The organism is Mycobacterium sp. E787 (assembly GCF_001668725.1).
In the GTDB taxonomy this organism is placed as follows: domain Bacteria; phylum Actinomycetota; class Actinomycetes; order Mycobacteriales; family Mycobacteriaceae; genus Mycobacterium.
In genome coordinates this window covers 1-11,974 of the sequence record NZ_LZKL01000048.1, presented here as the reverse complement: position 1 = coordinate 11,974, position 11,974 = coordinate 1, and the positions used below count along the sequence as shown (strand labels likewise).

Sequence of the window (11,974 nt, the reverse complement as noted above, 5' to 3'; positions counted from 1 at the left end):
CCCCGCCGATCGGCGGGGCGGCCGTCCAGGGCGGCGGCCGCCGGCGCCGTCGCGTCCAACGTGGCGGGCCCGTCCGGCGCGGGCGCCTCGGCGGGCCTGGGCGGGGCGGCCACGGTCGGCAACCTGTCGGTGCCGCCGTCGTGGGGCAGCTCCCCGGCGATCCGGCTGGCCGCGACGGCGCTGCCGGCCACCGCCCTGGACGGCTCGCCGCCGGCCGGGCTCGGCGGCCCGGGCACCTTCTACGGCGGCCTACCGGCGATGGGCCCGGTGGCCAGCGTCGTCAACGCGCCGCGCGGCGACCAGCCGCGCGGCCGGTTGCGCCACAAGGTGGTCGCGGCGCTGCCCGGAGAGCAGGAGGATCCCGCGGCGCCCTGGGTCAAGCCCGGCGCACCCGCGGACGGGGACGGCGCGGTCAGCGAGCGCGACGAACTCAACCAGCTCCGCAAGGCGATCGCCGACGTGACCAGGCAGCGCGATGTGCTCAAGCGCACGGCCGCGACGCTGATTAAGGAGGGCACGCAGAAATAGGCGACGAAAACCGGATTGTGACAACAGGTTTCGATGATTGGGGTCGGTTCAATTGTTTTTCATGAAGTTCGCCGGGTCTGACCAAAGCGTAGAGAGCGACCCGGCCGTCGACGTGCTACCCACGCCCGCACACCAGGCTCAACCTCGCGCGACGACGCCCACCGAGGCCGCGCCCGAGGACGAGGACCTCGCCCAGCTCAAGGCGCTGGGGTTCTCCTCGGAGTTCAAACGGGACATGAGCCCGTGGGCCAATTTCTCGCTGGGCTTCACCTATCTGTCGCCGGTGGTCGGCATCTACACGGTGTTCGCGTTCGCGCTGGCCACCGCGGGCCCGCCGATGATCTGGAGCCTGCTGATCGTCGGCGCGGGGCAGATGCTGGTGGCGCTGGTGTTCAGCGAGGTGGTCGCGCAGTTCCCGGTGGCCGGCGGCGTCTACCCCTGGGCGCGACGGCTGTGGGGGCGCAAGTGGGCGTGGATGACCGGCTGGGTCTACATGTTCTGCCTGTTGGCCCTCATCGCGGACGCGGCCTTCGGCGCGGGTCCCTACCTGGCCGCCATGGTCGGCTTCCGCCCGACCGCGCTGGCCAAGATCTTTTGCGCGCTGGCGGTTTTGGCGGTGGCCACGCTCATCAACCTCACCGGCACCAAGATCCTGGGCTACTTCGCGATCTTCGGCTTCAGCGCCGAGCTCATCGGCGCCCTGGTGGTCGGCATCTGGCTGCTGATCACCCACCGCGCCCACGGCCTGGGTGTGTTGTTCCACAGCTTCAACGCCCAGGGCGGCCACAGCTTCCTGTATGCGTTCCTGGCCGCCAGCCTGATCGGCTTCTATCAGTTCTTCGGCTTCGAGGCGTGCGGCGACGTGGCCGAGGAGGTCCGCAACCCCGGCATCCAGATCCCCAAGGCGATGCGGCGCACCATCTACGTCGGCGGGGCGGCGTCGACGTTCGTGTGCCTGAGCCTGATCCTGTCGGTGACCGACTTCGGCGCGGTGATCCGCGGCGAGGACACCAATCCCATCTCGACCGTCCTGCAGAGCGCCTTCGGAGACCTGGGCTCCCGGGTGGTGCTGGGCATCGTGCTGATCTCGTTCGTGTCGTGCGCCCTGAGCCTGCAGGCCGCCGCCAGCCGGCTCATCTTCTCCTACGGCCGCGACGGGATGATCTTCGGTTCGCGGCTGTTGGCGCGATTCGATCACAAGCGGCACGTGCCGCCGTTCGCCCTGCTGGCCGCGGTCATCGTCCCGGGCGCGCTGATCGCCGGGACCATCGTCTCCGAGCACCCGCTCAACAAGCTCGTCAGCTTCGGCACGGTCGGCGTGTACCTCGGCTTCCAGATGGTGGTGCTGGCCGCGCTGCGGGCGAGGCTGAAGGGCTGGCGGCCGTCGGGCAAGTATCAGCTGGGCAGGTGGGGCATGCTGGTCAATGTCAGCGCACTGATCTACGGCGTCGCGGCGATCGTCAACATCTGCTGGCCGCGCACCCCCGACGCGCCCTGGTACGACAACTATGTCGTGCTGCTGATGGCGGGGGTCATCATCGGCGTGGGCCTGCTGTACATGGCGTCGGCCCGGGCGTACGCCAAGAGCGACGCCCCCTACGCCGACGCCATTCCGCGGCGGGCCTGAGTCGGGGTAAGACCCGCCGCAGCGGGATGGCAGGATCGGGAGGACATGCTTCTCACGCCGCACGAGCAAGAGCGCCTGCTGTTGTCCTACGCCGCCGAGCTGGCTCGTCGGCGCAGGGCGCGCGGGTTGCGGCTGAATGTCCCCGAGGCCACCGCGGTCATCACCGACCACATCCTCGAGGGCGCGCGGGACGGCCGCAGCGTGGCCGAGCTGATGTCCAGCGGGTGTGCGGTGTTGGGTCGCGACGACGTGATGGAGGGGGTACCGGAGATAATCGACGAGGTGCACGTGGAAGCGACGTTCCCGGACGGCACCAAGCTGGTCACCGTCCATCACCCGATCGCATGATTCCCGGCGAAATCCTCTATGGCGCGGGCGATATCGAGATCAATGCCGGCGCGCAACGGCTCGAGATGCGGATCGTCAACACCGGCGACCGCCCGGTGCAGGTCGGCAGCCACGTCCACCTGCCGCAGGCCAACCCGGCGCTGTCGTTCGACCGTGCCGCGGCTCATGGCCACCGGCTCGACGTTCCGGCGGCTACCGCGGTCCGCTTCGAACCCGGCATCGCCCAGACGGTCCGGCTGGTCCCGCTGCGCGGCCGGCGCGAGGTGCACGGACTGAGCCTGGACCCGCCCGGACGGCTCGACCCGTCATGACGCGGCTGTCCAGGGAGCGCTACGCCGACCTGTTCGGCCCCACCACCGGGGATCGGATCAGGCTGGCCGACACCGACCTGCTGGTGGAGATCACCGAAGACCGCAGCGGCGGACCGGGTTTGGCGGGTGACGAGGCGGTCTTCGGCGGCGGCAAGGTGCTGCGCGAATCGATGGGCCAGGGGCGCGCCAGCCGGGCCGACGGCGCGCCGGACACCGTGATCACCGGCGCGGTGATCCTCGACTACTGGGGAATCATCAAGGCCGACATCGGGATTCGCGACGGCCGCATCGTCGCGATCGGCAAGGCGGGAAACCCCGACATCATGTCGGGCGTGCACCCGGACCTGGTGGTCGGACCGTCCACCGAAATCATCGGCGGCAACGGGAAAATCGTCACCGCCGGCGGCATCGATTGCCACGTGCACCTGATCTGCCCGCAGCTGATGCCCGAGGCGCTGGGGTCGGGCATCACCACCATCATCGGCGGCGGCACCGGGCCCGCCGAGGGCACCAAGGCCACCACCGTCACCCCCGGCGAGTGGCACCTGGCCCGGATGCTGGAGGCGCTGGATTGCTGGCCGGTGAACTTCGCGCTGCTCGGCAAGGGCAACACCGTCAACGCCGAGGGCCTCTGGGAGCAATTGCGCGGCGGCGCTTCGGGTTTCAAGCTGCACGAGGACTGGGGATCGACACCCGCGGCCATCGACACCTGCCTGACCGTGGCCGACGCCGCCGGGGTGCAGGTGGCGCTGCACACCGACACCCTCAACGAGATGGGGTTCGTCGAGACCACCCTCGGCGCCATCGCCGGCCGCTCGATCCACACCTATCACACCGAGGGCGCCGGCGGCGGGCACGCGCCCGACATCATGCGGGTGGCCGCCGAGCCGAACGTGCTGCCCAGTTCCACCAACCCGACGCGCCCGCACACGGTCAACACGCTCGACGAGCACCTGGACATGCTGATGGTCTGCCATCACCTCAATCCCGCGGTGCCCGAGGACCTCGCGTTCGCCGAGAGCCGGATCCGGCCGTCGACGATGGCCGCCGAGGACCTGCTGCACGACATGGGCGCGATCTCGATGATCGGCAGCGACTCGCAGGCGATGGGCCGCATCGGCGAGGTGGTGATCCGCACCTGGCAGACCGCGCACGTGATGAAGCGCCGCCGCGGCGCGCTGCCGGGCGACGGCGAAGCGGACAACAATCGGGCGCGGCGTTACGTCGCCAAATACACCATCTGCCCGGCCATCACGCACGGCCTCGACCACGAGATCGGGTCGGTGGAGGTGGGTAAGCTCGCCGACCTGGTGCTGTGGGAGCCGGCGTTTTTCGGGGTGCGCCCGCACGCGGTGCTCAAGGGCGGCATGATCGCGTGGGCGGCGATGGGCGACGCCAACGCGTCGATCCCCACCCCGCAACCGGTGCTGCCGCGGCCGATGTTCGGCGCCGCGACGGCTCCCGCTACCTCGCTGCACTTCGTGGCCCCGCAGGCCGTCGAGGCGGGCCTGGCCGAAAAGGTCTCGGTCCGAAGGCGATTGGTGCCGGTCAAGGATGTCGGCGCCGTCGGCAAGGCCGACCTGCCGCTCAACGACGCCATGCCGCGCATCGAGATCGATCCCGACACCTTCACGGTGCGCATCGACGGCGAGGTCTGGCAGGAGCAACCGGCGACGGAACTTCCCATGGCCCAACGATATTTCCTGTTCTGATGGCGCGCCGATGGTTCAGACGGCACTGACCACCCTGCTCGCGCTGGCCGATTCGCGACTGCCCACCGGCGCGCACGTGCACTCCGGCGGCGTCGAAGAGGCCGTCGCCGGCGGCATGGTGATCGACCTGGTGACGCTGAAAGCGTTCCTGGTGCGCAGGATTCGCACCCACGGGCTGGTCGCCGCCTCGGTGGCGGCCGCGGTGCACCGCGGTGACATCCGCATCGACGACGCGGACCGCGAAACCGACGCGCGCACCCCGGCGCCCGCGGCCCGGCAGGCCTCCCGCGGCCAGGGCCGGGGGCTGGCGCGGCTGGCGCGCCGGGTCTGGCCGGAGGCCGACTGGGACGACCTGGGCCCGCGCCCGCACCTCGCGGTGGCCGCCGGGCGCGTCGGGGCGATCAGCGGGCTGGATCCCGAACACACCGCGCTGCATCTCGTGTACACCACGATGACCGGGTCGGCCACCGCGGCCCAGCGGTTGCTGGCGCTGGATCCCGCCGCCGTCGCCGCCGTCACCTTCGAGCTGTCCGCCCTGTGCGAGCGCACCGCCACGGAGGCCGGCGCCGGGCTGGCCGACCTGTCCGACCCCTTGCTCGACACACTGGCGCAACGCCACGCCGAACGCGAGCGGCCCCTCTTCGTTTCCTGAAAGGCCAATCATGTCAACGCATCTGCACGCCCACCCGCACGTCCACCACGACCGGCCGAGACGGGTCAGGCGGCCGGGGGAGCCGCTGCGCATCGGTGTCGGCGGTCCCGTCGGCTCCGGCAAGACCGCACTGGTCGCGGCGCTGTGCCGGCAATTGCGCGGCGAGTTGTCCTTGGCGGTGCTGACCAACGACATATACACCACCGAGGACGCCGACTTCCTGCGCAGAAACGCGGTGCTGCCCGACGACCGGATCGCGGCCGTACAGACCGGGGGCTGCCCGCACACCGCGATCCGCGACGACATCACCGCGAACCTGGACGCCATCGACGACCTGATCGCCGCCCACGACGCGCTGGACCTGATCCTGGTCGAGTCCGGCGGCGACAACCTGACGGCCACCTTCTCGTCGGGCCTGGTGGACGTGCAGATCTTCGTCATCGACGTGGCCGGCGGCGACAAGGTGCCGCGCAAGGGCGGCCCCGGGGTGACCTACTCGGATCTGTTGGTGGTCAACAAGATCGACCTTGCACCGTTTGTCGGCGCCGACCTGCGGGTGATGGCCCGCGACGCCGACGCCGTGCGCGGCGGCCGGCCCACCATCATGCAGTCGTTGACCGCGGACCCGGCGGCCACCGGGGTGCTGGCCTGGGTGCGCGCCCAGTTGGCCGCGTCACCCTGATGCGTTCCGAGGTTGTGCTGATCGCGTCGGCCGACCGGGCGCCGCGCATCCAGTTCCGCGGCGGTGGCATGCAGGCGCGTAGCACGTCGGCCGACACTGTGCACCTGGTGTCGGCGGCCGCCATGCCGCTGGGCGGCGACACCGTCGACATCCGGGTCGTCGTCGAACGCGGTGCACGGCTCAGGTTGCGCAGCGCCGCCGCCACCGTGGCGCTGCCCGGCCCGCGGACCCCCACGTCGCACGCCCACTGGAACTTGGAGGTGAGCGGCAGCCTCGACGTCGATCTCGAGCCGACCGTCGTAGCCGGCGTCGCCCGGCACCTGTCCAGCGTGCAGCTGTACCTGCACGACGACGGGCTGATCCGGTTTCGGGAGCGCGTGCAGATCGGCAGATGCGGCGAGGGCGAGGGGTTTTGGTCCGGCTCGCTGCACGCCGACCGCAGCGGCCTCCCGCTGCTGCGTCACCGGGTGGAATTGGGCGCGGGCTCGCTGGCCGACGACCCCATCTCGGCGCCGCGCGCCGCCATCAACGAATTGCGTTATCCGGAAACGGGTTTCGAATCCACCGCCACCGACGCTGGTGCCACCGTGTTGGCGTTGGCCGGCGGCGGGACGCTGAGCACGTGGCAGGCCGACCGGCTGGCGGTCAGCTGGCCCGCCGGGCCGCCGGACGCTTCGCCTCGGCGGCCGCCACCGCCAGCTGTTCGAGCCGGGTGCGGGCAAACGCCTGTTGTTCGGTGATGGTGAGCTGGCCGCGGCGGGTGCTCAAGAAGGTCACCGTCCACGACAGCAGCGTGCTGACCTTGGTCTTGAAGCCGACCAGGTAGACCAGGTGCAGCACCAGCCACATCAGCCAGGCGATGAAGCCGCTGAACTCCAGCGGGCCGATCTTGGCCACCGCGGAAAATCGCGACACCGTGGCCATCGAGCCCTTGTCGAAGTACTGGAAAGGCTCGCGTTCGGCCGGGTCGGCGCCGCCGAGTTCGGCCTTGATCGCGGCGGCGGCGTACTTGGCGCCCTGGATGGCGCCCTGCGCCACTCCCGGCACGCCCTCGACGGCGGCCATGTCGCCGATGACGAACACGTTCGGATGCCCGGGGATGGACAGGTCGGGCAGCACCTTGACCCGTCCGGCCCGGTCGATTTCGACCGACGACTGCTCGGCGAGGTCCCTGCCCAGCCCGCTGGCCTGAACCCCGGCGGACCACACCTTGCACGCCGACTCGATGCGCCGGGTGGTGCCGTCGGAATCCTTAACCGTGATGCCGTTGCGGTCGACGTCGGTGACCATCGCGCCCAGCTGGATCTCCACGCCCATCTTCTCCAGCCGCGCGGCCGCCCGCTCACCGAGCTTCTCGCCGAACGGCGGCAACACCGCCGGCGCGGCGTCGAGCAGGATCACCCGCGCCTTCGTGGAGTCGATGTGGCGGAACGAGCCCTTCAGAGTGTGGGACGCCAATTCCGCTATCTGCCCGGCCATTTCGACTCCGGTGGGGCCGGCACCGATGACCGTGAACGTCAGCAGCTTGGCCCGTCGTTCCGGGTCGCGGGACCGCTCGGCCTGTTCGAAGGCGCTCAGGATCCGTCCCCGCACCTCCAGCGCGTCGTCGATGGATTTCATGCCCGGCGCGAACTCGGCGAAATGGTCGTTGCCGAAGTAGGACTGGCCGGCGCCGGCCGCGACGATCAGGCTGTCATAAGGGGTTTCGTAGGTGTGGCCGAGCAGGTCCGAGACGACGAATTGGCCCTCCAGATCGATGTGCGTGACGTCGCCGAGCAGCACCTGGACATTGCGCTGCCTGCGCAGGACGACCCGGGTGGGCGGGGCGATGTCGCCCTCGGACACGATCCCGGTGGCCACCTGGTACAGCAGCGGCTGGAACAGGTGGTGGGTGGTGCGGGCAATCAGCTTGATGTCGACGTTCGCGTGCTTGAGCTTCTTTGCCGCGTTCAGCCCGCCGAATCCCGAACCGATGATGACGACCTGATGACGACGCTCGGGTGCGGCAGTGGTTTCTGCCTGCGTGCTCATGTTCGGGCTGCTCCTGATCGGGGGCTCCTGGACGCGCGAATTCAGTTAGCTACCACGCTAGTCAAGGCGGTACCCCGACACCAAAGTCGTAAGCATGTGTAATCAAGCACATTGCGCATCGGGCCTGGTCGAGTAGGAGGTGATACTCGTCATGCCCGATGCCCAAATGCGTTGTGCGTTACAGCCCGACCAACGGGCGCAAGGCTTCGCCGACCGCGGTGATGGTGCCGGGCGTGTAGAAGGGCATGTTGATGATCACCCCGTCGATCCCGGCGTCCAGCACCTTGGTCTTGAGTTGGTCGGCGACGGATTCGGCGCTGCCGACCACCGAGCGCTGGGCCATCTCGGCGGGGATCTGGTCGGCCTTGAAATTCTCGTCGACGACCGCCGTGGTCAGCGTGCTGGTCTCGAGCGTGGCGGGGTCGCGGCCGATCTCCTCGCACCGCTCCCGCACGACCTTCAGCTTCGCCGGCAACTCGTCGAACCCGGCGATGACGTTGAGGTGATCGAAGTGGCGCGCGGCCAGCGGGATGGTCTTCTTCTCGCCGCTGCCGCCGATCATCAACGGAATGTGGTCGCGGAAGCGGGGATTGGCCACCGCCTGGTCGACGTGGTACCACTCGCCGGAGAAGGTGGGCCGCTCACCCTTGATCATCGGCAGGATGATCTGCAGCGCCTCCTCGAGCCGGTTGAACCTGTCGGTGAAGGTGCCGAACTCGAAACCCAGCTGGTCGTGCTCGAGCTCGAACCAGCCGGTCCCGATGCCCAGGATCGCCCGGCCCTGGCTCACCACGTCCAGCGTGGTGATGATCTTGGCCAGCAGGGTCGGGTTGCGGTAGGTGTTGCCGGTGACCAGGGTGCCCAGCTGCACCCGTTCGGTCCCGGTGGCCAGCGCGCCCAGCGCCGTGTAGGCCTCCAGCATCGGCTGGTCGGGGTCGCCCAGCATGGGCAGTTGGTAGAAGTGGTCCATCACGAAGACCGAGTCGAATCCGGCCGCTTCGGCCTCCTGGGCCTGGGCCAGAACGGTGGGGAAGAGCTTGTCCACCCCGGTGCCGTAGGAAAAATTGGGAATCTGCAAACCGAGTCGAATAGCCACGCTAGTTACCGTAGCCACCGTCCCGGGGTTCGAACCAGGGCGGGAAACCGATTCGATTCAGCCTCAGGCGAAATGCGCGAGCGCGCCGTGGCTCACGTGCAGCGTCTGACCGGTGATGTGGCGGGCCGCCGGGGTGGTGAGGAACAGCGCCAGGCGCGCCACTTCCGCGGCGGCGGGCGGCGCCGTGCGGGACAGGCCGTCGTATCCCGGCTGGACGCTGCGGCCGCTGGCCACGGCGTTGACGGTGATCCCGCGGGTGCCGAAGAGGCCCGCCTGTCCGGTGACCCAATTCGACAACGTCGCCTTGATCGCCGCGTCGACGCTTCCGGCGGGCGGGTTCTCGGCGACCACGCTGATGATGGAGCCACCGGAGCGCAGATGGTCGCCGACGGCCTGCACGGTCAGCACAGCCGACAGCACCGTCGCGTCCAGGGCTTGGCGCCATGCCGCGGCCGTGTCGGACAGGGAGTACGTGCGCGGGTCGCCCGCTTCCCGGCTGGGCGCCGGCACGTTGACGATGGTGTCCAGGTGATGCGGGAACAAACCGCGAACCGATTCCAGGCTGGCCGGGTCGGTGGTGTCGCAGACGATCGCGTCCGCCTCGAGCTCCTTGGCGGCGATCTCGAGATCGTCGCGGCGCGCCCCCACCAAAGTCACCTTGTGACCGTCGTCGCGAAAACCCTCGGCTACCGTGCGCCCCAGCTCCGTGTCCCCGCCAGTGACCAGCACCTCCACTGCCATGACCTCCTCGTCTCGGCCCGTTATGGCATCGACCGCGGTTCATGTTACTGGACGGTAGCTAGTCGGCGAAATTCCGCACGCCGCGACGCGCGGATAAATTGCGTAACGGTTCGGTCGTCACTTTTTTGCGACGCTTGGGCCCGCAATCCGACCGCATCCTCGGCGGGATAGGGTGCAGCAATGCGGCGGATCGGGATCCTGGCCGGTGCGGTTTCGACGGTGTTGGTCGCGATGCTCGTCGGGTGCGGTTCGACGTCGCCGTCGCGGGCGTCGGGAAAGGTCGTGGTGTTCGGCGCGGCCTCGCTGAAGCCGGCGTTCACCCGCATCAGCCAGCAGTTCAGCAGCGAAAATCCCGGTAGCACAGTCGATTTCGAGTTCGCGGGGTCTTCCGAGCTCGCCACCCAGCTGACGCAGGGTGCGACGGCCGACGTGTTCGCGTCGGCCGACACCGCGCAGATGGACGCCGTGGCCAAGGCGGGACTGTTGGCGGGGGACCCGACCAATTTCGCGTCCAACACGCTGGTCATCGTCACCGCGCCGGGCAACCCGAAGAAGCTCGGATCCTTCGCCGACCTCGCCAGGCCCGGGCTGGGCGTGGTGATCTGCCAGCAGCCGGTGCCGTGCGGGGCGGCGACCCGGCGCATCGAGGACAGCACGGGGGTGCGCCTCAGCCCGGTCAGCGAGGAGCTCAGCGTGACCGACGTCCTCAACAAGGTCACCACCGGACAGGCGGACGCCGGGCTCGTCTACGTCACCGACGCCCGCAACGCCGGTGACACGGTGGCGACCGTGAACTTTCCCGAAGCCGCCGCCGCGGTGAACGTTTATCCGATCGCGGTGCTGAAGCACGCCCCGCAACCCGCGCCGGCGCAGAAGTTCGTGGCCATGGTGACCGGCGGCACCGGCCAACACATCCTGTCCCAGTACGGCTTCGCCAAACCCTGACGCGCGCACCATGCGGCCGGCGGCTGATGGCGCACCGCCGAATTGGGATCGGTATCGCGCCCGTGGGCCGATACTTCTGTGATGAGCGTCAACGATCAACCCGCTGCGTCACGCCGGTTCGTGGCATCCTCCCCGACCATGTCCACCCAGATGAACGCGTTCGCCACGGGGAAGGGCCGGTACCTTGTTCAGGCGGCGATGTTCGCGTTGATCTTCGTGATGGTCGGGGCGGTCGTCACCCGGCGGAGCGAGGGTTTCGCGATCGCGATCATGGGGCTCGTGGCGGTTGGCCTTTTCGGCGTGGTGGGCACCGCCTACGTGTGGTGGCGTTCGCGCCGAAACGTGGTCATCGGCGTCACGAGCGATGGCTTGACCGTCGATCAGCGGCGCGATGCTTTCCCATTCGTTGATGCAAAGCTGGGCCCCTGGGTGAACATGGGCGTGGCCCTCCATCTGCAAAGCGGTTCTCGGCGCTTTGTTCTCGGCGGACGAGATCGTCGCATCGGTCCGGCGACACGGCTCGACGCGCCGCCCGTGCAGGCCGTCGACGCCTGGCTGTGGGTCTCGGAGTTCGATGAGCTTCTCGCCGTGGCGGGCCGCCAGAGCGGGCTCGACCTGCGCGGTCCCGCGCTGGGTGAACCGACTCGGTGTTTGCTGTTTCCGAACCCGTATCTGGCCGAGGAGTTGGGGTCATTCGCGTTCCGAAAACAACTTCGGCTGCAGCGATCGCTCTCGGAGCCGAGCCTGGTGCTTGACGTGGACAACGACGAATTGCGGGTGCTCGACCCGAATGGCGATGCGCTTCGCGCCTCGGCTTCACGTGCGGACGCCACCGCGACGCCGGCAACCTTCCAGCCCGACAGTGTCACGAGCGGTGACGGCACCACGTACGACTACCCCGCCATCCCCGGCCTGGCGGTGAGTCTTCTTGGCGCGCAACCACTTACGATCGGATGCCTCGACTTGGCGGGAGCGGGATTTCGCTTTTCGTGGCGCGGCGATTCGTCTCGGCCGAACGAACGTCCTGCCTATGTGGTCTCGGGAGCGGATTGGTTGGCGCTCGTTGACAAGTTCGGCCTGACCTCGCAGCTGGAAGACAGAGCCAAACGTGACGACGGCTAGTTCAAGCGGCTGATATCACGCCCTGCCGATTCTGGCCGTCCTCCCCGGGCGCCGGTTTTTGTCGTACCCGGCTGTGATGATGGGGTCATGTTGGCGACGGCGCCGCCTCGGTTGGGGGTGAACCATAAAGAGCGGTTGGCGGTGTTGTTTGAGGAGTTGGCGGAGTTGGCCGGGCAGCG

The 11,974-nt window shown here is 69.0% G+C and carries 11 protein-coding genes and 2 pseudogenes; 10 read left to right on the top strand and 3 right to left on the bottom strand.

Annotated features, from left to right (window positions below; genetic code table 11):
* From A5705_RS09640 to A5705_RS09605, 8 genes and pseudogenes are all read left to right on the top strand, one after another.
* A pseudogene (locus A5705_RS09640) lies at nucleotides 1–528 on the top strand (PPE family protein); the annotation flags it as partial.
* A gap of 61 nt (nucleotides 529–589) precedes the next feature.
* Nucleotides 590–2,155, top strand: coding sequence for an APC family permease (locus A5705_RS09635; RefSeq protein ID WP_082956387.1), 1,566 nt, complete (start codon nucleotides 590–592; stop codon nucleotides 2,153–2,155).
* A 45-nt stretch (nucleotides 2,156–2,200) separates the two neighbouring features.
* Nucleotides 2,201–2,503 carry an urease subunit gamma gene (locus tag A5705_RS09630; protein ID WP_068277121.1) on the top strand — a complete coding sequence of 101 codons (303 nt, stop codon included), beginning with the start codon at nucleotides 2,201–2,203 and terminating at the stop codon, nucleotides 2,501–2,503.
* Nucleotides 2,500–2,814, top strand: a complete 315-nt coding sequence (locus tag A5705_RS09625) for an urease subunit beta (protein WP_067882867.1) — start codon at nucleotides 2,500–2,502, stop codon at nucleotides 2,812–2,814. The genes A5705_RS09630 and A5705_RS09625 overlap by 4 nt, the downstream gene beginning before the upstream one ends.
* Complete coding sequence (locus A5705_RS09620; RefSeq protein ID WP_068277120.1) at nucleotides 2,811–4,526, top strand: urease subunit alpha; 1,716 nt, start codon at nucleotides 2,811–2,813, stop codon at nucleotides 4,524–4,526. Before A5705_RS09625 ends, A5705_RS09620 begins: the two co-directional genes overlap by 4 nt.
* Before the next feature lie 10 nt (nucleotides 4,527–4,536).
* The gene (locus tag A5705_RS09615) at nucleotides 4,537–5,178 is read left to right on the top strand and encodes an urease accessory protein UreF (RefSeq protein ID WP_067882869.1); all 642 of its coding nucleotides are present in this window, start codon (nucleotides 4,537–4,539) and stop codon (nucleotides 5,176–5,178) included.
* 10 nt (nucleotides 5,179–5,188) lie between these two features.
* Nucleotides 5,189–5,860 carry an urease accessory protein UreG gene (gene ureG, locus A5705_RS09610; protein ID WP_068277118.1) on the top strand — a complete coding sequence of 224 codons (672 nt, stop codon included), beginning with the start codon at nucleotides 5,189–5,191 and terminating at the stop codon, nucleotides 5,858–5,860.
* A pseudogene (locus A5705_RS09605) lies at nucleotides 5,860–6,501 on the top strand (urease accessory protein UreD); the annotation flags it as partial. The gene ureG and the pseudogene A5705_RS09605, both read left to right, overlap by 1 nt.
* Before the next feature lie 4 nt (nucleotides 6,502–6,505).
* Here A5705_RS09605 and A5705_RS09600 read toward each other — a convergent pair.
* The 3 genes from A5705_RS09600 to A5705_RS09590 form a co-directional block, all read right to left on the bottom strand.
* Nucleotides 6,506–7,891: an NAD(P)/FAD-dependent oxidoreductase gene (locus A5705_RS09600; protein ID WP_067882871.1), complete on the bottom strand. Its 1,386-nt coding sequence runs from the start codon at nucleotides 7,889–7,891 to the stop codon at nucleotides 6,506–6,508.
* A gap of 178 nt (nucleotides 7,892–8,069) precedes the next feature.
* Nucleotides 8,070–8,987 (bottom strand): LLM class F420-dependent oxidoreductase, encoded by a 918-nt coding sequence (locus A5705_RS09595; protein ID WP_068277114.1) that lies wholly within the window; start codon nucleotides 8,985–8,987, stop codon nucleotides 8,070–8,072.
* Nucleotides 8,988–9,050: 63 nt separating this feature from the next.
* Nucleotides 9,051–9,728, bottom strand: a complete 678-nt coding sequence (locus A5705_RS09590; protein WP_068277109.1) for an SDR family oxidoreductase — start codon at nucleotides 9,726–9,728, stop codon at nucleotides 9,051–9,053.
* 180 nt (nucleotides 9,729–9,908) lie between these two features.
* On the opposite strand from A5705_RS09590, the gene modA reads away from it, so the two are divergent.
* Both modA and A5705_RS09580 read left to right on the top strand, forming a co-directional pair.
* Nucleotides 9,909–10,673, top strand: coding sequence for a molybdate ABC transporter substrate-binding protein (modA, locus tag A5705_RS09585; protein ID WP_068277106.1), 765 nt, complete (start codon nucleotides 9,909–9,911; stop codon nucleotides 10,671–10,673).
* 81 nt (nucleotides 10,674–10,754) lie between these two features.
* Nucleotides 10,755–11,795: a hypothetical protein gene (locus A5705_RS09580; RefSeq protein WP_068277104.1), complete on the top strand. Its 1,041-nt coding sequence runs from the start codon at nucleotides 10,755–10,757 to the stop codon at nucleotides 11,793–11,795.
* The last annotated feature ends 179 nt before the right edge of the window (nucleotides 11,796–11,974 follow it).

Bases quoted from the DNA above. Each gene is read 5' to 3' on its own strand.
- A5705_RS09635 (WP_082956387.1), top strand. From the start codon at position 590: ATGAAGTTCGCCGGGTCTGACCAAAGCGTAGAGAGCGACCCGGCCGTC.
- A5705_RS09630 (WP_068277121.1), top strand. From the start codon at position 2,201: ATGCTTCTCACGCCGCACGAGCAAGAGCGCCTGCTGTTGTCCTACGCC.
- A5705_RS09625 (WP_067882867.1), top strand. From the start codon at position 2,500: ATGATTCCCGGCGAAATCCTCTATGGCGCGGGCGATATCGAGATCAAT.
- A5705_RS09620 (WP_068277120.1), top strand. From the start codon at position 2,811: ATGACGCGGCTGTCCAGGGAGCGCTACGCCGACCTGTTCGGCCCCACC.
- A5705_RS09615 (WP_067882869.1), top strand. From the start codon at position 4,537: ATGGTTCAGACGGCACTGACCACCCTGCTCGCGCTGGCCGATTCGCGA.
- ureG (WP_068277118.1), top strand. From the start codon at position 5,189: ATGTCAACGCATCTGCACGCCCACCCGCACGTCCACCACGACCGGCCG.
- A5705_RS09600 (WP_067882871.1), bottom strand. From the start codon at position 7,891: ATGAGCACGCAGGCAGAAACCACTGCCGCACCCGAGCGTCGTCATCAG.
- A5705_RS09590 (WP_068277109.1), bottom strand. From the start codon at position 9,728: ATGGCAGTGGAGGTGCTGGTCACTGGCGGGGACACGGAGCTGGGGCGC.
- modA (WP_068277106.1), top strand. From the start codon at position 9,909: ATGCGGCGGATCGGGATCCTGGCCGGTGCGGTTTCGACGGTGTTGGTC.
- A5705_RS09580 (WP_068277104.1), top strand. From the start codon at position 10,755: ATGAGCGTCAACGATCAACCCGCTGCGTCACGCCGGTTCGTGGCATCC.